Annotated in this window: 19 protein-coding genes and 1 pseudogene; 8 read left to right on the forward strand and 12 right to left on the reverse strand. The window is 73.2% G+C overall.

The features are described from left to right. Positions 1–35 precede the first annotated feature (35 nt). Positions 36–872, reverse strand: a complete 837-nt coding sequence (locus O7627_RS23365; protein WP_278095627.1) for a hypothetical protein — start codon at positions 870–872, stop codon at positions 36–38. A gap of 35 nt (positions 873–907) precedes the next feature. After that, the gene (locus tag O7627_RS23370) at positions 908–1,363 is read right to left on the reverse strand and encodes an SRPBCC family protein (protein ID WP_278095628.1); all 456 of its coding nucleotides are present in this window, start codon (positions 1,361–1,363) and stop codon (positions 908–910) included. A 150-nt stretch (positions 1,364–1,513) separates the two neighbouring features. On the opposite strand from O7627_RS23370, the gene O7627_RS23375 reads away from it, so the two are divergent. From O7627_RS23375 to O7627_RS23395, 5 genes are all read left to right on the forward strand, one after another. Beyond that, complete coding sequence (locus tag O7627_RS23375; RefSeq protein WP_278095629.1) at positions 1,514–3,325, forward strand: AMP-dependent synthetase/ligase; 1,812 nt, start codon at positions 1,514–1,516, stop codon at positions 3,323–3,325. Between the two features lie 14 nt (positions 3,326–3,339). Next, positions 3,340–5,034 (forward strand): GAF domain-containing sensor histidine kinase, encoded by a 1,695-nt coding sequence (locus tag O7627_RS23380; protein ID WP_278095630.1) that lies wholly within the window; start codon positions 3,340–3,342, stop codon positions 5,032–5,034. Positions 5,035–5,041: 7 nt separating this feature from the next. Next, positions 5,042–5,710: a response regulator transcription factor gene (locus tag O7627_RS23385; protein WP_130460771.1), complete on the forward strand. Its 669-nt coding sequence runs from the start codon at positions 5,042–5,044 to the stop codon at positions 5,708–5,710. 203 nt (positions 5,711–5,913) lie between these two features. Next, complete coding sequence (locus O7627_RS23390; protein WP_278095631.1) at positions 5,914–6,723, forward strand: SAM-dependent methyltransferase; 810 nt, start codon at positions 5,914–5,916, stop codon at positions 6,721–6,723. A gap of 94 nt (positions 6,724–6,817) precedes the next feature. Continuing rightward, entirely contained in the window at positions 6,818–8,491 is a 1,674-nt protein-coding gene (locus O7627_RS23395) for a bifunctional diguanylate cyclase/phosphodiesterase (protein ID WP_278098402.1), read from the forward strand. Here the strand turns inward: O7627_RS23395 and O7627_RS23400 are convergent. From O7627_RS23400 to O7627_RS23415, 4 genes are all read right to left on the reverse strand, one after another. Beyond that, the gene (locus O7627_RS23400; protein ID WP_278095632.1) at positions 8,453–10,441 is read right to left on the reverse strand and encodes an ABC transporter ATP-binding protein; all 1,989 of its coding nucleotides are present in this window, start codon (positions 10,439–10,441) and stop codon (positions 8,453–8,455) included. The genes O7627_RS23395 and O7627_RS23400 overlap by 39 nt on opposite strands. A 12-nt stretch (positions 10,442–10,453) precedes the next feature. Beyond that, positions 10,454–11,623: a glycosyltransferase family 4 protein gene (locus O7627_RS23405; protein ID WP_278095633.1), complete on the reverse strand. Its 1,170-nt coding sequence runs from the start codon at positions 11,621–11,623 to the stop codon at positions 10,454–10,456. After that, entirely contained in the window at positions 11,620–12,879 is a 1,260-nt protein-coding gene (locus O7627_RS23410) for a M48 family metallopeptidase (RefSeq protein WP_278095634.1), read from the reverse strand. The genes O7627_RS23405 and O7627_RS23410 overlap by 4 nt, the downstream gene beginning before the upstream one ends. Positions 12,880–12,971: 92 nt before the next feature. Further along, positions 12,972–13,259, reverse strand: a complete 288-nt coding sequence (locus tag O7627_RS23415; protein ID WP_278098403.1) for a hypothetical protein — start codon at positions 13,257–13,259, stop codon at positions 12,972–12,974. A 501-nt stretch (positions 13,260–13,760) separates the two neighbouring features. Here O7627_RS23415 and O7627_RS23420 point away from each other — a divergent pair. The 3 genes from O7627_RS23420 to O7627_RS23430 all read left to right on the forward strand — a co-directional run bounded on the left by O7627_RS23420 (position 13,761) and on the right by O7627_RS23430 (position 15,496). Then, positions 13,761–14,561, forward strand: coding sequence for a helix-turn-helix transcriptional regulator (locus O7627_RS23420; protein WP_278095635.1), 801 nt, complete (start codon positions 13,761–13,763; stop codon positions 14,559–14,561). Continuing rightward, positions 14,552–14,740: a DUF397 domain-containing protein gene (locus O7627_RS23425; protein ID WP_278095636.1), complete on the forward strand. Its 189-nt coding sequence runs from the start codon at positions 14,552–14,554 to the stop codon at positions 14,738–14,740. The genes O7627_RS23420 and O7627_RS23425 overlap by 10 nt, the downstream gene beginning before the upstream one ends. Before the next feature lie 66 nt (positions 14,741–14,806). Then, positions 14,807–15,496 (forward strand): TetR family transcriptional regulator, encoded by a 690-nt coding sequence (locus O7627_RS23430; RefSeq protein ID WP_278095637.1) that lies wholly within the window; start codon positions 14,807–14,809, stop codon positions 15,494–15,496. Positions 15,497–15,566: 70 nt separating this feature from the next. On the opposite strand, the gene O7627_RS23435 is transcribed toward O7627_RS23430, so the two are convergent. From O7627_RS23435 to O7627_RS23460, 6 genes and pseudogenes are all read right to left on the reverse strand, one after another. After that, positions 15,567–16,055, reverse strand: coding sequence for a cupin domain-containing protein (locus O7627_RS23435; protein ID WP_278095638.1), 489 nt, complete (start codon positions 16,053–16,055; stop codon positions 15,567–15,569). Then, positions 16,055–16,618, reverse strand: a complete 564-nt coding sequence (locus O7627_RS23440; RefSeq protein WP_278095639.1) for a GNAT family protein — start codon at positions 16,616–16,618, stop codon at positions 16,055–16,057. Before O7627_RS23440 ends, O7627_RS23435 begins: the two co-directional genes overlap by 1 nt. Beyond that, a pseudogene (locus O7627_RS23445) lies at positions 16,615–18,048 on the reverse strand (FAD-dependent monooxygenase); the annotation flags it as partial. The pseudogene O7627_RS23445 and the gene O7627_RS23440, both read right to left, overlap by 4 nt. A 143-nt stretch (positions 18,049–18,191) precedes the next feature. Continuing rightward, positions 18,192–18,764 carry a GNAT family protein gene (locus O7627_RS23450; RefSeq protein WP_278095640.1) on the reverse strand — a complete coding sequence of 191 codons (573 nt, stop codon included), beginning with the start codon at positions 18,762–18,764 and terminating at the stop codon, positions 18,192–18,194. A gap of 123 nt (positions 18,765–18,887) precedes the next feature. After that, positions 18,888–19,115 carry a hypothetical protein gene (locus O7627_RS23455; protein ID WP_278095641.1) on the reverse strand — a complete coding sequence of 76 codons (228 nt, stop codon included), beginning with the start codon at positions 19,113–19,115 and terminating at the stop codon, positions 18,888–18,890. A gap of 199 nt (positions 19,116–19,314) precedes the next feature. Beyond that, positions 19,315–20,853, reverse strand: coding sequence for an NYN domain-containing protein (locus tag O7627_RS23460; RefSeq protein WP_278095642.1), 1,539 nt, complete (start codon positions 20,851–20,853; stop codon positions 19,315–19,317). Between the last annotated feature and the right edge of the window lie 11 nt (positions 20,854–20,864).

Here is a 20,864-nt window from a genome sequence, read left to right on the forward strand (position 1 = left end):
GCGATCGGGCTGCTGCTCGATCGGGCCTCCACTGTTCAGTCCCCGTCGGCCGGCGGGACGCCGTCGGTCGCCGCGGCTGACTCCGGGGCTCGCGACGCGGGCACCGCCGGTCGTCCGGCGCCCTCCGCGTCCGCCGTCCCGGTGGGGACGGCTGCCGGGCCGGTGGACCGGCGGTCGGCTGGGCGGGAGGGACCGCCGGGCCCGGCGACATCGACGGGCGGGGCGGCACCCGCGTCGGTGGTCCGGGCCTCCGCACGGGTGGCGGCCGCCCAGACGTCCCGCTCGGGCGCCGGCCACGAATCATGCCCGGTACGGGTGGCCTCGCGCCACACCTGGTCGTCCCGGACCGATCCGCCCCGCGGTTCGACCGGCCCCGGATCAGCCGGACCGGGATCAGCCGGACCGGGATCAGCCGGACCGGGATCAGCCGGACCGGGATCAGCCGGACCGGGATCAGCCGATCCCGGATCGGCCGGGTCGCGGTCGGTTCCGGCCGGCGCCGGATCGGCCGGGCTCCGGTCCCGGGTGGCCTCGCCGAATGCCCGCAACACGGTGGCCACCCCGGCCGCGACCTCGCCGGCACCGGCCGCCAGCCGCTCGGCGAACTGCGGGTCCGGGTCGCGCAGTGCGGCGATACCCCGGCAGACCGGGCAGACGCAGCATTCCGGCGTGCCGGTGGCGATACCGCCGCCGAATGCCCCCGAGATCAGGTCGCCGAGCGGGCCGAGACCCGCCGCCCGGGCCGCCTGCTGCCCCGCGGCGGCCAGCCCACTCGCGTCCTTCCCGGCGGCGGCCAGTCGGGCCGCCGCCAGCACGGTCGCCACCAGTCGCTCGGCCTCCTCGCGGGCCGAACCCGGATCGGTCCCTGCCATTCCTGGCTCCTCCACCCCGGCGTCGCCGGCCGCCGCTACGCCGCCCCATCCAGGGTTTCTACCCGCCGTTTGAGCTGCTTCAACGCCGTATCCATGATCATTTTCTCGGCCTTGCGCCGGAACATCCCGAGCATGCCGACCGACAACTCGACCTCAAGTGTGTAGGTCACCGTCGAGGTGCCGTCGCCGTTGTCCTCGATGTCGTAGGACCCGTTCTGGGTGCGCTGCATCCGGGACGGGGCCACCAGGTGCCACTGCACCCGGGAGAGGTCCTCGGCGTATTCGTACGCCAGGGTGTAGTCGTCCACCAGCACGCCGGCGTCGAGCTCGAAGCGGACCTGGCTGGCGTAGCCGTCCTCGTACTCTTCGACCACCTCGACGTTCTTCACCGCCTCGGTCCACTCCGGGTACCGGGGGAAGTCGGCGATCACCGCCGCGACCCGGTCCGGGCGCGCCGCGATGATGATCGACTGGGTGGAGGAGTCCGCCATGGGGGGCAGGCTACCCGGTGCGCGGCGCACCGACGGCGAGCCCGGCCCCGGTGTTCTGGATCATCGCATCGCCGGCCTGCCCGAACGGCCAGCCGGTCTGGCCGGTAGGTTCAACAGTGGTCGAACCGCCCGGCAGCGTGAGGAGTACAGGTGCGCGAGTTCTCCGTCCCACCGGTCGTCACCGTCGGCGACTCGGCCAACCTGACCGACCCGGTCTGGGACAACGCGGAAGCGGCGCCGGACGCCGTCCAGTTCGTCCGCTATGCCCCGGGGTCGGACGGGACGGTCCAACCGGTCGACGTCACCTGCCGGCAGTTCCGCGACGAGGTGATCGCCCTGGCCCGGGGGCTGGTGGCGGCCGGGATCGAGCCGGGTTCCCGGGTCGGCCTGATGAGCAAGACCCGGTACGAGTGGACCCTCGTCGACTACGCGATCTGGGCCGTCGGAGCGGTCACCGTCCCGGTCTACGAGACGTCCAGCGCCGAGCAGGTGGCCTGGATCCTCGCCGACTCCGGCGCGGTGGCCTGCGTGGTCGAGACCAGCGGACACGCGCTCTGCCTGGCCGGGCTCGCCGAGCGGCTGCCGGCGGTGGGCAACGTCTGGCAGATCGACGCCGGCGACCTCGACGCCCTGGTCGCGGCCGGCGAGCAGGTCGCGCCCGCCGAGATCGACCGGCGCCGCGAGGCCATCCGGGCCGGCGACCTCGCCACCATCATCTACACCAGTGGCACCACCGGGCAGCCGAAGGGCTGCGTGCTGACCCACCGCAACATGTACGCCGACATCGCCAACGCGATCCCGGTGCTGCCCGGGCTGTTCAACGAGGGTGCCGCCACCCTGCTGTTCCTGCCGCTGGCCCACTCGTTCGCCCGACTGATCCAGATCGGCGTGGTGCACGCGCGGGCCACCATGGCGCACAGCTCCGACGTCAAGAACCTCGTCGCCGAGCTGCAGCGGTTCCGCCCCACCTTCGTCCTGTCGGTGCCCCGGGTCTTCGAGAAGGTGCACACCGGGGCCGCGCAGAAGGCCCAGGCGGAGGGGAAGGGCCGGATCTTCGCCGCCGCCGAGCAGGTGGCGGTGGCGTACAGCGAGGCCCTGGACTCCCCCGGCGGACCCGGCGCCGCCCTGCGCCTGCGGCACAAGGTCTTCGACCTGCTGGTCTACCGCAAGCTTCGGGCCGCACTCGGCGGTCGCTGCCGGGTGGCGATCTCGGGTGGCGCGCCGCTGGGGGCGCGGCTGGGCCACTTCTTCCGGGGGATCGGGGTGACCATCCTGGAGGGCTACGGCCTGACCGAGACCTCGCCGGCCGCCGCCGCCAACCTGGAGCACGCGACCCGGATCGGCACCGTCGGCCGCCCGCTGCCCGGCGTGACCATCCGGGTCGCCGACGACGGCGAGATCCTGATCAAGGGAGAGCTGGTCTTCCAGGGCTACTGGAACAACCCGGAGGCCACCGCCGAGGCGCTCAACGCCGACGGCTGGTTCCACAGCGGTGACCTGGGCCAACTCGACGGCGACGGCTTCCTGAGCATCACCGGCCGGAAGAAGGAGATCATCGTCACGGCCGGCGGCAAGAACGTGGCGCCGGCCGTACTGGAGGACCGGATCCGCGCCCATCCGCTGGTCAGCCAGGCCGTGGTGGTCGGCGACGGGCGGCCGTTCGTGGCCGCGCTGATCACCGTCGACGAGGACGCCTGGCCCCGCTGGCGCGACGAGAACGGCCTGCCGGCGGAGGCCGGCATCGCCGACTCGACGGAGCACCCGGCGCTGCGCGCGGAGATCGAACGGGCCGTCGACGACGCCAACGCGGCCGTCTCCAAGGCGGAGGCGATAAAGGTCTTCCGGATTCTGCCCCGCGACTTCACCGAAGCGACCGGCGAGCTGACCCCGTCGATGAAGGTCAAGCGGGCGGTCGTACACAAGACATACGCCGCTGAGATCGCCGATATCTACGGAAGCTGACTACGATCCGTCACGTGACCGCATCGACAGCCGCCACGCCGCGACCGCATCCCCTGGCGGCCGCGGCGCGGGTCGTCATGCTCTCGCTGGTCGCGGTCCTCACCATGATCGCGACCCAGGACGTCGGGCAGCTGCGCTGGATCGCGCTGTTGGCCGTCGCCGGCCTGCCGGCGGTGCTGGCCCACGGCCATCCGGTCCTCGGGCCACTCGGCCGCTTCGCCGAGGTGGCGATCCTCGGGATGGCCGCCAGCCAGGTCGCGGCGGCGGCGACCACCGCCAGCCCGATCGTGGGGATGGGCGCCTCGGCCGTGCTGCCGTACCTCGCCGTGCCGTTGACGGTGGTGGCGGTGCAGCGCCGTTCGCTGGAGGGGGCCGCGCTGCTCGGGGTGGCGGCGGTCAGCCTCGTTGCCAGCGGCGCGATCACGACGACCGCCAGCGGCCCGCAGCTCGAACGGCTGGGATACCTGGTCGTCTGCGCCCAGTGGTTGATCCTGGCCGGGCTCGGGCTCTACGCCGCCAACACGCTGCAGCGGATCATGCAGGCCCGGGGCGAGACCAAACCCCAGCCGTACGCCGAGGCGACCCGGCTGCTCACCCAGTTACGCAGCGTTGCCCGCCAGCTGCCCGGCGCCACCCTCGACCCCGGCGGCATCTCCGAGCACCTGCTGGAGGAGCTGCGCACGGTGGCCCGCGCGGACCGGGCCGCGGTGCTCTCCGGCAGCGGCGGCGGCCGGTTGGTGGTGCTCGCCCAGATGGGCGTCGACCGGGTCGACTGGGAGACCACCCTCGACGCCGACTCGGCGATCGCCGACGCCTGGGCCAGCCAGCAGCCGCAGACCGCGCACCGGTCCCAGGCCCGCTCGCACACCGGCCGGGAGGTGTCGGCCCTGGTCGTACCGCTGGTCGCCGGGGTGCGCACCATCGGGCTGGTCACCCTGGAGGCGGACGTCGCCAACGCGTACCCGCTGTCGGTGGTGGCGCGGGTGACCGCGCTGACCCGGCCGGCGGCGCTGCGGCTGGAGGCGGCCCTGCTCTTCGACGAGGTCCGCTCGCTGGCCACCAACGAGGAGCGGCAGCGGCTAGCCCGGGAGATCCACGACGGGGTCGCCCAGGAGCTGGTGATGGTCGGCTACGGCATCGACAACGCGCTGGCCACCCTGCCGGACGGGGCGGCGGAGACCGCCGAGGAGCTGCGGGTGCTGCGCGGCGAGGTGACCCGGGTGATCACCGAGCTGCGGTTGAGCCTGTTCGAGCTGCGCAGCGAGGTGGACCGGCACGGCGGCCTGGCCGCCGCCATCGCCGAGTACGCCCGCACCGTCTGCGCCTCGGCCGGGTTGCGGCTGCACCTGTCGATCGACGATTCGAGTGCCCGGCTGCCGGCCGCCACCGAGGCGGAACTCCTCCGAATTGCACAGGAAGCAATCACAAACGCCCGCAAACACTCCGGAGCGGACAACATGTGGGTAACCTGTGCCGTGGATCCGCCGTATGCGCAAATCGAAGTGTCGGATGATGGTCAGGGCATCGCTGACCAGCGCCCCGACGGCCGGTACGGTCTTGCGATCATGGCCGAGAGAGCGGAACGTATCCGGGGCCGGCTGGAGATCAGTCCGCGACACCCCAATGGCACGACCGTGGCCGTGGTGCTCGGAACCTCGCCCCGGCGCGATAACGTGCGCGATAGCGTCACCGCATCAGAAGGGGAGTAACCCGAGCATGACCACCAGCCCCACGCCGACCACCCGTACCAAGGTGCTACTTGTCGACGATCACGACCTGATCCGCAAGGGACTGCGCCACGCATTCGAGCGGGACCGGCAGTTCGAGGTCGTCGGCGAGGCCGCCACGGCCGCGGAAGGGGTCCGGCAGGCCGGCGCCCTGCAGCCAGACGTCGTGATCATGGACCTGCGGCTGCCCGACGGCAGCGGCCTGGAGGCCACCCGGGCGCTGCGCAAGTCCAGCGCCACGATGGGCATCGTCGTGCTGACCATGTACGCCGGCGACGACCAGTTGTTCGGAGCCCTGGAGGCCGGCGCCAGCGCGTTCGTGCCGAAGACCGCGCCCGCCGATGAGGTGGTCGCCGCCGCCCGGCACGCCGCCTCCTCGCCGAGCGCGTTCACCGCCGCCGACCTGGCCGAGGCGATGAAGCGCCGGCTCGCGCCGTCCGGCCCGCAGCTCTCCCCCCGCGAGGGACAGGTGCTCCGGCTGCTCGCCGACGGCATGAGCGTGGCCGGCATCGCCAAGCAGCTCTTCGTCAGCGAGTCGACCGCCAAGACCCACATCTCGAAGCTGTACGAGAAGCTCGGCGCCGCCAACCGGGCGCAGGCCCTGATGACCGCCCTGCGACTCGGTCTGCTCGAGGCTCCGGACGCGCCCAAGTTCTAACAGCCTCCGCCCGGTCGCCGGGTCGTCCGGGACCGCCTGCCCCGCGGGCCCGGCCGTCGGCGGATGCCACCCACCCCCTACCCGCAACTTCCGCGGGCATGGGACGATACGGCACGGTCTGGATAGCCGCACCGGCGCCGGGCAGAATGGCGAAGACAATCGGGGGAGCCACAAAGCACCGCAACCTCACCAAAGGGGCAAGCATGCAGCGGCCGGATTGGGCACCCGACAACGTCGACATCGAACGGCCCAGCGTGGCCCGCATGTACGACTACTACCTGGGTGGGTCGCACAACTTCGCGGTGGACCGCGAGGCCGCCCAGGCGGTCATCTCGGTGGTGCCGGACGCGCCGCTGATGGCGCAGGCCAACCGGGCGTTCCTGCGGCGCGCCGTGCAGTTTCTCGTGGACGCCGGCATCCGGCAGTTCCTCGACATCGGCTCCGGCATCCCCACCGTGGGCAACCTGCACGAGATCGCCCAGCGGGCGGCGCCGGAGTCCCGGGTGGTCTACGTCGACTCGGACCCGGTGGCGGTGGCGCACAGCCGCGAGATCCTGGCCGGCAACGACCAGACCGTGGTTATCCAGGAGGACTTCCGCCGGCCGGAGCAGATCCTGTCCCACCCCGAGCTGCGCAAGCTGCTCGACTTCGCCGAGCCGGTCGCCGTGCTGGTGGTCGCGGTGCTGCACTTCGTACCCGAGGAGGACGACCCGGACGCCGCCCTGCGGACGATCCGCGGCGCGCTGGCGCCGGGCAGCTTCCTGGTCCTCTCCCAGGCCAGCGACGACGGCCGGAGCGAGACCGAACAGACCGAGGCGAGGCGGGTCTACCGGCGCACCGACAGCCCGCTGACCCCCCGCAGCCGGACCCGGCTCACCGAGCTGTTCGACGGTTTCGACCTGGTCGAACCGGGCGTGGTCTGGGTTCCGCAGTGGCGCCCCGACTCCCCCGACGGGCTGGACGACGCCGAGCGCGCCGTCTTCCTCGGTGGGGTGGGCCGGCTCGGTGCCTGAGCTCGACGAGGCCACGCCGGTCCCGGCCCGGCCGGGGCTCGACACCTTCGCGCGGGCCTGGGCCAAGGCGGTGACCGGCACCAGCTTCATCCCGATGACCCAGGCCCAGTTGGAGCGGTTGCTGCGCCGGCTGACGGCGCAGTTGGCCGACGCGCTGCACTCCGAACCGTTCAATCTGCAGATCGGCCAGCGGGTCGGTGCCGACCTGGTCGCCGCGCACATCGCCTCCGCCGAAGGGCTGGGGCGCACCATCGAGGTCATCCAGCTCCGGCTGCTGCGCGATCTGGGCCTCTCCGACGACGACACCCAGGATCGGATGGCCCGGCTGCTGGCCACCGTCGCCACCGGCTACGCACGCGCCCTGCGGGACCGCACCCTCGACGAGCAGGAGTCGATCCGGCGGGCCGGCATGGTCGCCCGGATCCAGGCCGAGCAGGCGCTGCGGGAGAGCGAGGCCCGGTACCGCTACCGGGCCACCCACGACCCGCTCACCGAACTGCCGAACCGGATCCTGTTCACCGAACGGCTCGGCGCGGCGATCGGCCGGTCGGACCGGGTCGGCCAGCGGGTCGGGGTCTGCTTCATCGACCTCGACGACTTCAAGATGGTCAACGACGCGCTCGGTCACCAGCTCGGTGACCTGCTGCTCGCCTCGGTCGCCGGCCGGCTGCGCCGCAGCGTCGGCGACCATCTGGTCGCTCGGCTCGGCGGCGACGAGTTCGTGGTGCTGGTCGAGGACACCACCTGCACCGAGGACGTCGTAAAGGTCGCCGACGCCGCGTTGGCGGCGATCAGCACACCGGCCGTGGTCGACGGCCACGAGCTGACCATCCGCGCGAGCATCGGGGTGGTGGAGCGGCCGGTGGCCGGCACCACCCCGACCGCGGTGATGCGCGACGCCGACATCACCCTGCACTGGGCCAAGACCAGCAACAAGGGCCGGTGGTCGCTCTACGACCCGGAGCGCAACGCCCGCGAGATGACCCGGTACGCGCTCTCCGCGGCGATGCCCGGCGCCCTCGACCGTGGCGAGTTCTACCTCGACTACCAGCCGCTGGTGTCGCTTACCGGCGGGAACGTGGTCGGCCTGGAGGCCCTGGTCCGGTGGCGGCACCCGGAACTGGGGGTACTGCGCCCGGACACGTTCATCTCGCTGGCCGAGGAGACCGGGCTGATCGTCCGGCTCGGCGGCTGGGTGCTGGCCGAGGCCTGCCGGCAGGCCCGGGACTGGCACCGCTCCGACCCCGGTGGGCCGTTCGTCAGCGTCAACCTCGCCGTCCGCCAGGTACAGGGGCCGGGCCTGGTCGACGAGGTGCACTCCGTACTCGACCGAAACGGGCTGCCGCCCGGCCGGCTGCAGCTGGAGGTCACCGAGAGCGCGCTGATGACGAACGCCGGCGAACCGGTGCGCGCCCTGCGCGAGCTCTCCGACCTCGGGGTACGGATCGCCGTCGACGACTTCGGCACCGGCTACTCGAACCTGGCCTACCTGCGCGACCTGCCGATCACCGAGCTGAAGTTCGCCGGCTCGTTCGTGGAGGGGCTGCGGGCGCCGGCCGGCGACGCGGCGGGCAGCACCGACGAACGCATCCTGGCCAGCCTGGTCGCGCTGGCGCACACCCTGGACCTGACGGTGACCGCCGAGGGCGTGGAGACCGCCGGCCAGGCCGACCGGCTCCGGGCCATCGGCTGCGACGCCGCCCAGGGCTGGCACTTCGGCCGGCCGGCCTCACCCGACCTGATCACCGGCCAGCTGATCCGGGCCTGACGGCTGCCGCGGCGGCGACCGGTCCCCGGCGCCGTCGGCCCCCGGGTGGGCATCGCCCCGCTGGTAGGCCTGCGCCTGCAGCCGGAACAGGCTGGCGTAGGTGCCGTCCCAGGTCATCAGCGCGTCGTGGTCGCCCTGCTCGGTCAACACGCCATGGTCGAGGACGTAGATCCGGTCCGCCGTCCGGACGCTGGCCATCCGGTGGGTGATCAGCACGACGGTCCGCCCCACGGCGAGTTCCCGCAGCCGCCGGTAGACGTCGTGCTCGGCCCGGGCGTCCAGGTTCGCCGTCGGTTCGTCGCAGATCAGCAGCTCCGCGTCCCGGTAGAAGGCCCGACTGACCGCCAGCCGCTGCCACTGGCCGCCGGAGAGGTCCGCACCGTCGACGAAGTGCCGTGACAGCAGCGTGTCGTAGCCGCGGCTGAGCTCCACGATGAACTCGTGCGCGTCGCCGGCGCGGGCCGCCGCCGTCACCTGGTCCGGATCGTGTGGCCGGTCGTACCGGCCGATGGTGATGTTGGTGCCGGCCGAGAACGGCCACCTGGTCGGCTCCTGCATCACCACCGCGACCCGGTCCCGGACGGTGTCCGGGCCGACCTGCGCCAGGTCCACGCCGTCCCACCGGATCGTCCCGCCGTCCGGCCGGTAGAGCCCGGCCAGCAGCTTGGCCAGCGTCGACTTGCCGGAGCCGTTCTCGCCGACCAGGGCGATCGTCTCGCCGCGCCGCAGGGTCAGGGTCACGTCCCGGACCGCCGGCCGGTCGGCGCCCGGGTAGCTGAAGGTGACCCCGGTCAGGGTGATCTCGTCGAACCGGGCGGGGGCGGCCAGCTTCGGGCGGGGCTCGGCGCGGCTGCGGGCCAGGTCGCTGAAGCTGGTGTAGTCGGAGAAGTAGAGCCCCTGCTCGTAGACGTGGTTCACGGCGAAGGCGATGTTGGACAGCGCGGTGATCCCGGCGCTGATGGCGTACGCGGCCGCGCCGCCGACCGCGAGCTCCATCTCGCCGACCAGCAGCAGCCAGATCAGCACGCCGTAGGTGAGGCCGTGCGCCACCCCGCCGAGGGCCCGGCCGGCGAGGTTGGCCCGCACCTGCGCGTCGGAGAGTTCGACGTACTGCCGGGTGCTGGCGTCGAGCAGCCGGCGCACCTCGCCGAGCAGGTACTCCCGCAGGGTGAAGGCGCGCAGTTCCGGCCCGGCGTCCCGGTCGGCGAGCAGGTCCGACAGCATCCACTTGCGCCGCAACATGGTGATCATCCGCAGTTGGGCCCGGTAGCCCAGCCGGGCCGACCGCACCGCCGCCCAACCGTTCGGCAGCACCGCCACCACCAGCAGCGGCAGCAGCACCGGGTGCAGCACGGCCAGCACCCCGGCGCTGGCCACCAGGCTGACCAGCGCGGTGCCCAGCTCGATCGCGTGGTCGACCAGCCGCTGGGTGGCGTCGATGCCCCGGTCGCGGGCCCGGTGCATCGCGTCGCGCCACTCGGCGTCGTCGAAGGTGGCCAGGTCCACCCGGGTGGTCAGCTCCACCAGCCGCAGCTCGGCGGCCCGGCTGACCTGCGGGCTGAGCCGGCCCTGGGCGGCGGTCGCGGCGGTGCCGAGCACGCCGCGCAGGGCGGCGGCGCCGACCACCACCAGCAGCGACGGCACCGCCGCCCGGACCCGGTCCGGGGTCGGCCCGGCCGCGAGCAACCCATCGAGTACGCCGACCACGTTGACCAGGCTGACGGCGCTGGCCAGCCCGGCGCCGAGGTGCAGCAGCACCACCGCCGCGGTGGCCGCGCGGTTGGTCCGCCAGGCCAGGCTGCCGGCGTGCCGCAGCAGGCTGGGCAGCCGGCGCAGCATCCGCCAGAAGGTGGCGTTGGCCGCCTCGGCGGTGCCGGTCAACCAGTAGGGAATCTCGATCTCGGCCAATGGCGGGTCGGCATCGCCCGCCTCCCGCTGCGGCGACTCCATGCGTTCTTGCTACTACAAAGCGTCAATGCCTTCCGGGTTCGGCACGCCGTTGCCCGGGTTGCCTTCGAGCAGCGACCGGAGCCGGTCGGCCTGGGTCTGCCAGCGCCACTCCCGCTCCACCCAGGCCCGGCCGGCCGCACCCATCCGGCGGGCCAGGTCCCGGTCGGTGAGCAGCTCGACCAGCCGGTCGGTCAGCCCGGCCACATCGCGCCCGCCGACGACGTACCCGGTCTCGCCCTGCCGGACGGCGTCCGGGGCGCCGCCGGAGTCGCCGGCGATCACCGGCAGGCCGGTCGCGGACGCCTCCAGGTAGACGATGCCCAACCCTTCCACGTCCAGGCCCCGGTTGCGGGTGCGGCACGGCATCGCGTACACGTCGCCGGCCGCGTAGTGGGCGGGCAGGTCGGCGGTCGGGACGCTGCCGGTGAAGACCACGTCCGCGGTGACCCCGGCCGCGCGGGCCAGTCGCTCCAGCCGGTCCCGGTATGGCCCGCCGCCGACCACCAGCAGCGCCGCCCCGGGCACCCGGCGCCGGACCGCCGGCAGCGCCCGGATCAGCAGGTCCTGCCCCTTGCGCGGCACCAGCCGGGAGACGCAGACGATCACCGGCCGGTCGGCGAGGCCGTGCGCGGCCCGGACCGCCGCAGCGTCCACCCCCGGGTGGTAGGTGTCGACGTCCACACCGGGCGCCAGCCGGCGCAGGTCGGTCCGGTCGCCGACCGCCGCGGCGAGCCGGACCCGGGTGTACTCCCCCAGGTAGGTGAGCACGTCGACGCCGTCGGCGATGCGACGCAGCGCGGTCCGGGCGCCCGGCAGCGCCGCCCAGCCGACCTCGTGCCCGTGGGTCAGCGCGACCGCCCGCCGGATGCCGGCCCGCCGCCGCAGCCCGGCGGCGAGCAGCCCGAGCGGCGCGGCGGCCCCGAACCAGACGCTGTCGCAGCCGTACGACCGGGCCAGCCCGGCGGCCCGGCGGGCGACCGCCGGGGTGGGCAGCAGCACCTTGGTCTGCTCCCGGACCACCTCGAACGGCTGCTCGGCGTCGAACTTGGCGGCGCCGTGCCAGGTGGAGGCGTAGACCACCACCGAGCCGGCCGGCTGGCACAGCGCCAGGTTGTGCACGAACGACTGGATGCCGCCGGGCCGGGGCGGGAAGTCGTTGGTGACCAGCAGGGTGCGGCTCATCGGCCGGCCGTCCGCGCCCAGGCCCGGGCGAAGGCCATCCGCTCGACCGTGGAGGGGTGCGACGCGGAGTAGAGGTACTCCCAGCGGGGCGGATCGGGATCGGACAGGTTGATGGTGGCGAGCCGGGCCTGCATCGCCTCGAAGGCCGCCGGGTCGCGGGTCAGCGCGAGCGCGTGCGCGTCGGCCCGGGCCTCGACCCGCCGCGACATCAACGCCTGGGCCGGCGCGGTCGCCAGGCCCACGACGGTGACCAGCGCGAGCAGCAGCGGGAACGCCCGTGGTTCGGCGATCGACTCCACGCCGGCCCGGCGCAGCAGCCCACCCCAGGAGCCGAGCAGGTAGAGCGCGACCACCGCCGAGCCGGCGCCGAGCGCCCCGGTCAGGGTGCCGGCCAGCACGTCGCGGTCCTTGGCGTGGCCGAGTTCGTGGGCGACGACGGCGGCCACCTCGGCCGGCGGCGCCTCCCGCAGCAGGTTGTCGTAGACCACGATCCGCCGGGTCGGCCCGAACCCGGAGACGTACGCATTGACCGCCCGGGTCCGCCGGGACGCGTCGGCGACCAGCACGTCCCGCACCGGTACGCCGTCGCGCTGCGCGAGCGCCATCAGCTCGGTCCGCAGCGGCCCCTGCTCCATCGGGGTGAACCGGTTGAAGACCGGCTCCACCAACACCGGCAGGACGAACGACAGCAACACCACGAGCGCGGCGGCGCCGGCCGCCCCGAACGCCCACCACCAGCGCGGCGCCAGCCGGATCACGGTGTAGAAGCCGACCAGCGCGACCGCCCCGATCACCGCGCTGACCGCGTACGACTTGAGCAGGTCGACGGTCCAGCCGCCCCAGCCCTGGGTGGCCAGCCCGTACCGGGTGAGCACGGTGTGCCGCCAGGCGGCCAGCGGCAGCGTGACCAGGTCGGCGACGAGTACGACGGCGAGCCCGCCGACGGCGGCCTGGGCGATCCAGTGGTCACCGAACGGCCGGCCGGCCAGCTCGATCAGCCGGGCGCCGAGCGGGGTGAGCCCGAGCAGCAGCGCGACGACCAGGCCGAGCACCAGCGAGCCGTACGAGCCGGGGCGCAGCGCGGACCGGAACTCCCTGGCCCGTTCGACCTCGGCCGCCGGCAGGTCGCCCAGCGCGGCGAGCTGGTCGCTACGCGGCGCCGGTGGCCGCTGCCAGGGCACCAGCAGCGCAGCCACCACGACCAGCGCGACCGCCAGCCCGGCGAGCGTCACCAGGGCCCAGGTCCGGTGGGTCATCCGTTCCCTCCTCCACCGCCGGCACCACCGATGGCCACCGCCGCGCGGCCATCCTATGACCACGCCCGCGCGCTTCGGCCATGCAACGAGACCTACGTCCTGGGGTGACGTCCGCCGTCGGTGGGGTCGGACCGGCGGGCGGGTGCGGTCCAGGCCAGGAAGCGGGTCCAGAGTTCGGCGGGGGTGGGTGCCTCGTGCGGGTTGAGGGTGAGCAGGTCCCGGACCGCCTCGTGCATCGACGTCGCGAGGTTGATCCGCAGTGCGCTGCGGTCGGCGGCGTGCTCGTGAAGCAGGATCCGCCGGGCGTCGGCGCACGGCCACGGCTGGGCGCAGTCCCGGCAGAGCCAGAGCGGCCGCCGTGGCCGGTGCGCGCCGGTCACTGGCCGGACCACCTCGACGGCGGGATCGACCGGTCGTCGAAGTGCGGACCCCGGTTGATCGGCCGCGGCCTGGTCGGCGGGGGCGACGGCTCGGCGAATCCCGCCATCGGGTACGGCGGCGTCAGCCCGGCCGCCGGCCGGTCGGGGCACGGCCAGCGCAGCCCGCACCGGCACCACCGTCCCCAACGTGACCAGTAACGGCGGTGGGTCGGTGCCATCGGTACGGGCTTCGGCTTGCGTCTCATCGTCTGCTGGCTCCCTCCGGTGGGCTGGAAGCGAGGGACCGGCGCCGGGTAGGGGGCGGGCGCCGGTCCCCCGCGCGGTTCCGCCCGTCCGGTTGCCGGCGTGGATCCGAGCGGTTCCGCTAGTGACACTCTGGTGTGGACTCGCCTACTGTCGGAAGGCGAAACGGAACAGGGGGTAGTCGACCGGTCCGGATGGGTGGCTCCGGCGGGGCGCGGGCGACACCCTGACGACGTTGGGGAGAGGTTGGGCAGCGACGTGGAGACGCTTACGGAGTTCCTGGTGGCCGAGTTGCGGGCGGCTCGGGTGACCCGCGATCTGAGCCAGGAGGAGTTCGGCAAGCTCATCAAATACTCGGGTTCGCACGTCAGCGCGGTCGAGACCGGCGGCCGACCGGTGACCGTCGAGTACGTCGAGGCGGTCGACCGGGCGCTGCAGACCGGCGGCTTCTACACCCGCCTGTTCAAGAAGGTGACAAGCCTGGAGCTGGCGCCGGTCTGGCTGCACGAGTGGATCGAGCTGGAGCGCCAGGCCCGCTCGATCCGCTGGTACGAGCCATCGTTCGTGCCGGGTCTACTACAGACCGAGGCGTACGCCCGGGCCACGCTGCTGGCCGGCGGAAGATTCGCCCCGGACCAGGCCGAGAAGCGGGTGGCGTCCCGGCTGGACCGTCAGGCGATCCTGCGCGCCGAGAAGCCGCCGCACTTCGTCGCGGTGCTCGACGAGGCGGTACTGCGGCGGACGTTCGGCGGCGACCGGGCCATGATGGCGGAGCAGCTCGAACACCTGGCCACTTGCGCGGAGCTGCCAGACGTGCGGATCCTGATCGTCCCCGCCGAGGTCGGCCTCTACCCTGGCCTGCAGGGTGGTTTCATCACCCTGACGCTGCAGGAGGGCACGATGATTGCCCACCAGGACCACCAGGTCAAAGCGCAGGTCGTGAATGGCGTCCACGACATTGCTACCCTCCAGGAAACGTGGGACGACATAGTCGGCGAGGCGCTGCCACGACGCCAGTCTCTCGACCTGATCAAGGAAGCGGTGAAGTCATGGACGTGACCGGCGCCAACTGGCGGACGTCGACCCGCTCCGGCACCAACGGTGGGTCCTGCGTAGAGGTGGCCGACAACCTGCCCGGCCGGGTCCTGGTCCGCGACACCAAGGACCGCGCGGGCGCCACCCTCACCTTCACCCCGACCTCCTGGCAGGCGTTCGTCCGGCTCACGAAGTCCCGCTGAACCCATTTCGACGTACGATATGTGCGTCGAAATGGGTCGGGTGCGAAAGCGCGGGAGGACGGGGCGATGGCGACCCGCAGATACGAACAGGTGCTCCGCGCGGAGGCCGCCCAGGAGACGAGGCGGCGGATCCTCGACGCGGTCGGGCGGCGCCTACGCGAGGTTCCGACCGAACAGCCGAGTCTCGAACAGGTGGCGCGGCTGGCGAAGGTGTCGCGGTCGACCATCTACGCGGACTTCGGCTCGCGGGCGGGTCTGTTCGACGCGTTCGTGGTCGATCTCTGGGAGCGTACCGGGCTCAGCGAGCTCGGTCGGGCCGTGGCCTCGGACGACGCACGTGAGCATCTGCGGGAGGGCATCGCCGCGGCCAGCCGGATGAAGGGACGGGAACTCGCGATCTACCGGGTGTTGCACGCCATGGATCGGCTGGACCCCGAGTCGGCGGGCGGTGCGGTGCGGCACATGGAGAAGGACCGGCGGGCCGGCATGGAGAACCTCGCCGCGCATCTGGAACACGAGGGCGCCCTGCGCGATGGCCTCAGCGTGGAGCAGGCCGCCGACACGCTGTGGGTGCTGACCAGCTTCGAGAGCCTCGACCTGCTGGTCACCGGCCGTGGTCTCACGGTCGACGAGGCGATCGAGACGCTGGTGATGATGGCCGACCGGACGGTATGCCGCCCGAAGCCCGAGCCGAAGCGGTCCCGGGCCGACGAGGGCCGCCCCCGGGAACGGGTGGCCCGGCGTGAGAACGGCTGATCCCAGCGCGCGGAGGCGCTAAGCGGCAAAAGCGCTGAGCCCGGCACCAGGAGGGCGTCGAGCCCCGGCGTCAGGAGGCTTTGAGCCCGAATCGGCGTACGACGTCGGCCAGCCACGGGGTGTCGACGAACGTCAGCCCGTAGTCGGTGGCGAGGGCCGCACCGCGCTCCGGGTCGGCGTCGCCGGACTCCAACAGGTCGACGACGGCGCGGAAGAACAGTTCGAACCCGGCGGGGCTGATCACCTCGATCATGCGTGCGGGCTCCGAGCCGGCGTTCCACATGGCGTGGGCCTCGCCGCGTGGCTTGGTCAGGTAGCCGCCCGGCCCAAGGACGACCTCCCGCTCTCCGGAGCGGAAGCCGATCAGGCCACTGGTCACGATCGAGAACTCGTCCTCCCGGGTATGGACGTGCGGCGGCACGAGGGCGCCCGGCGGAAATCCGTGCTCGACGATCGCCAGGGCCCCGCCGGTGTCGGCGCCCCAGAGTTTGAAGTCCACGGTGATCGGACCCAGGTCGCCCCGGCGGCCCTCGCCGGGGTGGACGACCGATGACGTCATCAGATCCCTCCTCGTCGGTCGGACGGGCTGTCCGACCGGGATGCCGGCCGCTGATCCGTGCCGGACCGGAAGTCGGCCCCGAGGTGACGGTGCCAGCGCCAGATCTGGCCCAGCTGGGCGTCCGGGAGCGTCGCGGTCCGGTCGAACCCGCTGCGCTCCAGGACGCGCGTGGACGGATTCGGCTCCGCCCTGGTGTGCGCGAGCGCGTGGTGGACGCCGGCGTCGGCCGCCCCGCGCAGCAGGCTGGCCACCGCCCGGGTGGCGTGCCCGAGGCCGCGGTGGTCCGGCGCCACGCTGTAGCCGATCTCGACCGTACCGTTGCGCGGTTCACCCTTGTAGCCGCCCAGTCCGACAAGCGTCGCGATGCCCGGGTCGATCACCTGGTGACTCCACCAGCGCGGCGGCATCCCGGATTCGAGCGCGGCGACCAACCGGTCGAGCGCTCCCGGAAAGTCGAGGTAGCCCTCGGCCACGGCCAGGCCGGTGACCGAGGTGAAGCCGCGAACATCGTCGCGCAGCAAGCGGCCCTCCGACAGCGTGAGCGGTCGCAACACGGTGTTCATCGCCGGACCTCCTGCTGATCACGGCCCGACGCGATGGCCACCGTCCGTTCGAGCTCGCGGACAGGTTCGGTCACCGTCCACCAGGTCGCGACCGGTACGCCGTCGGGCCTGACCAGTAGTGCGCTGCGCGGGCCGCGAAGGCCGAGCGCGTGGGCCGTCGGTTGGGGAAGTGATACCACCGCGACCGGGACGAGACCCGGTACGTCGAGGGTCTCGGCTGCCGAACGCCAGACGTCGCTCGGCCCGGCGGTCATCAACGTCAGTCCGGGCCCGACCAGATCCAGCGTCGAGGTGCCGGGCCGGACCCACGCGTGGGCGATCCGGCCGCCGAGGTCATGCTGCATCTCGGAGATGACCGATCGACACCGGCCGATCGGCGCCTCGGCGCGGGCCACGCTGTCGGCGACCAACGCGCGGGCCTCCTGCTCGTAGTCGCCCAGGAACGATTCGGGTGCCCAGCCGCGCAACACCCAGGTGAGCCGCCAACCGAGGTCGAAGCCGTCCCGTACCGCCATTGCCAGCCCGTTGCCGCCGCGCGGCGTCACCCGATGAGCGGCGTCGCCGACCAGGAACACCCGGCCGAGGGAGAAGCGGTCGGCGATCTGGGCGGCGGAGGTGAAACGGTGCGTACGGACGATCTCCACGGGCAGGTCGGGAACGCCGCTGGCGGCGCGCACCCGGGCCTGGAGCGGCCGAGGGTCGTCGAGGTGTGCCACGTCGTCGCCGGAGGTCACGATGCCGTACTGCCAGCGGTCACCGTCGCCGGTCGGGATCAGCACTCCCTCGCCGTCGGGATGGGTGACCGTGTACAACGCGAAACGGTGCTCACCGAGCACCTCCCACAATGGAGCCCGGAGCTCGACGCTCAGGCCCGCCATCGCGTCATCGGGTCCGACCATGGCGATGCCCAGCGTGCGCCGTACGGCGCTGTGGGCACCGTCCGCCGCGACGACATAGGCCGCCCGGACCGACGATTCCGTCCCGTCGGTGGTCCGCGTCCGCAGGCGTACGCCATCAGGGGTCGGCGCCAGACCGGTGACCTCGACACCGCGTCGCAGCTGGACCGTCGGCATGGCGATCAGGGCTTCCTGCAGGACTCCCTCCAGGTGGTCCTGAGGCACCCGAGCTGAACTGGTCGGGCTCACCACGCGGCTCTGGGCCAGGCTGGGCGTGTTCATCTCGCGGCGGACACCTGCCCCGGCGGCGGCCGCGGTCACGGTTTCGAGAATCGCCAGTTCGACGTCGGCGCCACCGGCGCGCACGGCGTCCTCCAGGCCCCAGGCCCGCAGGAGTTCCATCTGGCGGAGGCTGATCCCGACGGCCCGCGGCAGCGCGGAGGGGGCTCCACGCTTGTCCAGGAGGAGAACGTGGACGCCCTGGCGGGCCAGGGTGAGCGCGGCGAAGAGACCCGCCGGTCCGGCGCCGACGACGGCGACCTGCGCGGGTTAGCCCGCACCAGGAGGCGCAACAGTCATGACGGGACCTCTTTTCGACGGACAGACTGTCTCGTGAATTCAGTGTCAATTTGGCCCGACAGCTTGTCAAGCGAAAAATCCTTCGCCGCCGCGGTGGGTCAGCCCGCGGGGTGGCCCCGGTGGTCGGCCCAGTCATCACCGAGGATGGCCATGACGTGGGCGTCGACCCATTCCCCCTCCCAGCGCAGGGCCTGCCGGCGGGTCCCCTCGTACCGGAAGCCGACCTTCTCGTAGACGTGCCGGGCGCGCGGGTTGAAGGCGTACACCTCCAGCTCGATCCGGTGCAGCCCGACGGTGTCGAAGGCGTGGCCGAGCATCAGCCGGGTCGCCTCGGTGCCGTACCCGCGACCGTAGAACTCCGGCCCGGCCAGCATGATCCGGAACCCGCAGGAGAGGTTGTACGGGTCCAGTTCGGTGAGCACCACCTCGCCGATCCACACGTCGCGGTCCGGTTCGACGATCGCCAGGTCCAGCCGGTCGTCGAGGCCGGCGCGGGAGTCGTACCAGCGCTCCAACACCTCGATGCTGTGGATCCGGTGGGTGCCGGTCAGCCGGATGGTTTCCGGGTGCAACGCCGCGAGCCCCGCCGCGTCGGCCGCGCGCACGGGCCGCAGCACGACCGACTCGCCGACCAACGTCGGCTTCTCCGCGAGCGAGACACGAGATGACATGTCATCGATAATGCCTCGCCCCCGGCCGGAGCGGACGAAACGCCACGTTCCAGCCATCCTCCTCGGGTCAGCCGTTCTCCTCGTTTCGACCACGAGCAAATGCGACAGGACGAGGAGGTTCGGTCAGGCCACCCGGCGGCGGCGGGCACGCGACGCCAGCCGGACCGGCGCGGTCGCCGGCTCCTCGATCACCTCGACGTCGAAGCCGGCCCGGGCGAAGACCTCGATCGCCCGCTGCTCGGCCGGGGTGAGCCCGGCCGGCCGGTCGGGCTGGTCCAGCAGGGCGACCAGGCAGCCGGAACAGGCCGCAGCACTCCCCCGGGCGGTGCAGGTCTCGCAGTCGATGAGCATGCTCGCTCCTCCTCAGCGCGTCGGCACCGGCCCGCCGCCGCCTCTCGCAGCACCGTCGCGACCCGGCCACCGTCGGTCACATCGACGCTAGAACGGGGGTACGACAAATTCCGCCAGGCCGGGCGAAGCGATCAAGTTCGCGCCGCTCAGCGCACCCGCGCGGTGACCCGGCGACCCGTCGCCGAACATCGCAGCCCGGTCAGGAGCGGGACAGCCGGCGTAGCAGTGAGTCGGCACCGAGCGGGTAGGCGCCGTGCCGGCGTACCCCGTCGGCGACCTCCCGGTCGGAGGAGACCACCACGATCGGCCGGCCCGGCGGCTCGGCCCGGACCAGCCGGCGGATCAGCTCGTCGGCGGTCTCCCCCTTGCGGGAGAAGAGCACCCGCACCCCGCGCGGGGCCGGCGGCAGGCCGTGCATCCGGTCGGCGCCGTCGAAGACCACGGTGACCTCGTCGCCGGTCTGCGCGGCGATCCCGCCCAGGCCGGTGATCAGGCGTTTGCGCTGCTGCTCCAGCGACATCTCGCCGAAGCCCCGCTTGGTCACGTTGTAGCCGTCCACCACCAGGTGGGCCCGGGGCAGGGCGAGCAGCTCGTCGAGGCGGGCCGGGTCGTCGGTGTCCAGGGCGCGGGCGGCGGCCACCCGGTTCGGCGAGTCGGCGAACGCGTCCGCGACGTAGTCGGCCGGCAGCCGCTCGGCCGGGTCGAGGGCCAGCTCCCGGCGCAGCCCGACGGCGGCCTGGCCGATCGTCTCCAGCAGCAGCCAGAGCCGGGCGTCGTCGACCGACCGGGCCTCCCGGGCGGTGTTGCGGGCCGCCCCGGCGGTCGCCTCGGCCTCGGCGAGCTTGGCCCGCAGCCGGCGCAGCTCGGCGTCGTGGTCGGCGTTGGCCCGGGCCGCCCGGCCCTTCTCGGTGGCCAGCATCTCGGCCGCCTTGCGCTCGCGGGCCTGGGTCTCCCGCAGCGAACGGGCCAGTTGCCGGCTCTCCTCCCGCAACTGCCCCAGCTCCTCGCGGACCCGGCCCAGCTCGTCGCGGAGCTTCTCCGCCTCGACCCGGGCCACCGCCCGGTCGTGCTCGGCGCGGGCGACCCGCTGCTCGGCGTCGCGGACCAGCTCGGTGACGGCGGCGCTCTCCGCCTCGGCCCGGACCGCCGCGCCGGCGGCCTCGACCAGGTCCCGCCAGCCCGCCGGGCGGGACAGGTAGGCCAGCGCCGCCACCTCGACCGGGTCCGCGGCGGCCGGCGGGTTCCCCTCGACGACCGCGGCGCCCAACTCGCCCGCCTCGGCCAGTACCCGGCCGCTCACCCGCTGCCGGAACAGGGTGTCCGTGGCGAGCTGGGTGGCGATCATCGGTGCGCCGAGCCGGCCCCGCCGGTTCGGTGCGAACCGGGCCACCCGGCGCAACGGCACCGGTACCTCGTCCGGCGGCAGCGCCGGCAGCGCCGCCGCGGCGAGCGTGATGATCCGAACCCGGACCGGCTCCGGCAACGCCGGCTCCACCTCCGGCTCAGACTCGGCGTCCGGACCGGCCGCCGGCTCCGCGCCGGATCCTGGCCCCGCGCCGGCCGACGGCCCCGGACCTGACTCCAGCTCCGGACCGGACTCCAGCTCCGGAGCGGGTGACGGTCCCGGCTCGGGTACGCGGTCCAGCCGCGCCGCTTCGCCCCCGTCGGCACCACCGTCCCGCACAGCTCCGGCCGCCTCCTGCCGGAGACGGCGGTCGGACGGATCGCTGAGGGGCATAGTGCCAGTCT

It is taken from the genome of Solwaraspora sp. WMMD1047, from assembly GCF_029626155.1.
Taxonomy (GTDB): domain Bacteria; phylum Actinomycetota; class Actinomycetes; order Mycobacteriales; family Micromonosporaceae; genus WMMD1047.

What these genes read in the sequence shown, in the direction of transcription:
- O7627_RS23395 (WP_278098402.1), top strand. Translation starts at nt 6,818, where the DNA reads ATGACCCAGGCCCAGTTGGAGCGGTTGCTGCGCCGGCTGACGGCGCAG.
- O7627_RS23410 (WP_278095634.1), bottom strand. Translation starts at nt 12,879, where the DNA reads ATGACCCACCGGACCTGGGCCCTGGTGACGCTCGCCGGGCTGGCGGTC.
- O7627_RS23440 (WP_278095639.1), bottom strand. Translation starts at nt 16,618, where the DNA reads ATGAACACCGTGTTGCGACCGCTCACGCTGTCGGAGGGCCGCTTGCTG.
- O7627_RS23460 (WP_278095642.1), bottom strand. Translation starts at nt 20,853, where the DNA reads ATGCCCCTCAGCGATCCGTCCGACCGCCGTCTCCGGCAGGAGGCGGCC.
- O7627_RS23425 (WP_278095636.1), top strand. Translation starts at nt 14,552, where the DNA reads ATGGACGTGACCGGCGCCAACTGGCGGACGTCGACCCGCTCCGGCACC.
- O7627_RS23430 (WP_278095637.1), top strand. Translation starts at nt 14,807, where the DNA reads ATGGCGACCCGCAGATACGAACAGGTGCTCCGCGCGGAGGCCGCCCAG.
- O7627_RS23400 (WP_278095632.1), bottom strand. Translation starts at nt 10,441, where the DNA reads ATGGAGTCGCCGCAGCGGGAGGCGGGCGATGCCGACCCGCCATTGGCC.
- O7627_RS23390 (WP_278095631.1), top strand. Translation starts at nt 5,914, where the DNA reads ATGCAGCGGCCGGATTGGGCACCCGACAACGTCGACATCGAACGGCCC.
- O7627_RS23435 (WP_278095638.1), bottom strand. Translation starts at nt 16,055, where the DNA reads ATGACGTCATCGGTCGTCCACCCCGGCGAGGGCCGCCGGGGCGACCTG.
- O7627_RS23450 (WP_278095640.1), bottom strand. Translation starts at nt 18,764, where the DNA reads ATGTCATCTCGTGTCTCGCTCGCGGAGAAGCCGACGTTGGTCGGCGAG.
- O7627_RS23365 (WP_278095627.1), bottom strand. Translation starts at nt 872, where the DNA reads ATGGCAGGGACCGATCCGGGTTCGGCCCGCGAGGAGGCCGAGCGACTG.
- O7627_RS23455 (WP_278095641.1), bottom strand. Translation starts at nt 19,115, where the DNA reads ATGCTCATCGACTGCGAGACCTGCACCGCCCGGGGGAGTGCTGCGGCC.
- O7627_RS23370 (WP_278095628.1), bottom strand. Translation starts at nt 1,363, where the DNA reads ATGGCGGACTCCTCCACCCAGTCGATCATCATCGCGGCGCGCCCGGAC.
- O7627_RS23385 (WP_130460771.1), top strand. Translation starts at nt 5,042, where the DNA reads ATGACCACCAGCCCCACGCCGACCACCCGTACCAAGGTGCTACTTGTC.
- O7627_RS23405 (WP_278095633.1), bottom strand. Translation starts at nt 11,623, where the DNA reads ATGAGCCGCACCCTGCTGGTCACCAACGACTTCCCGCCCCGGCCCGGC.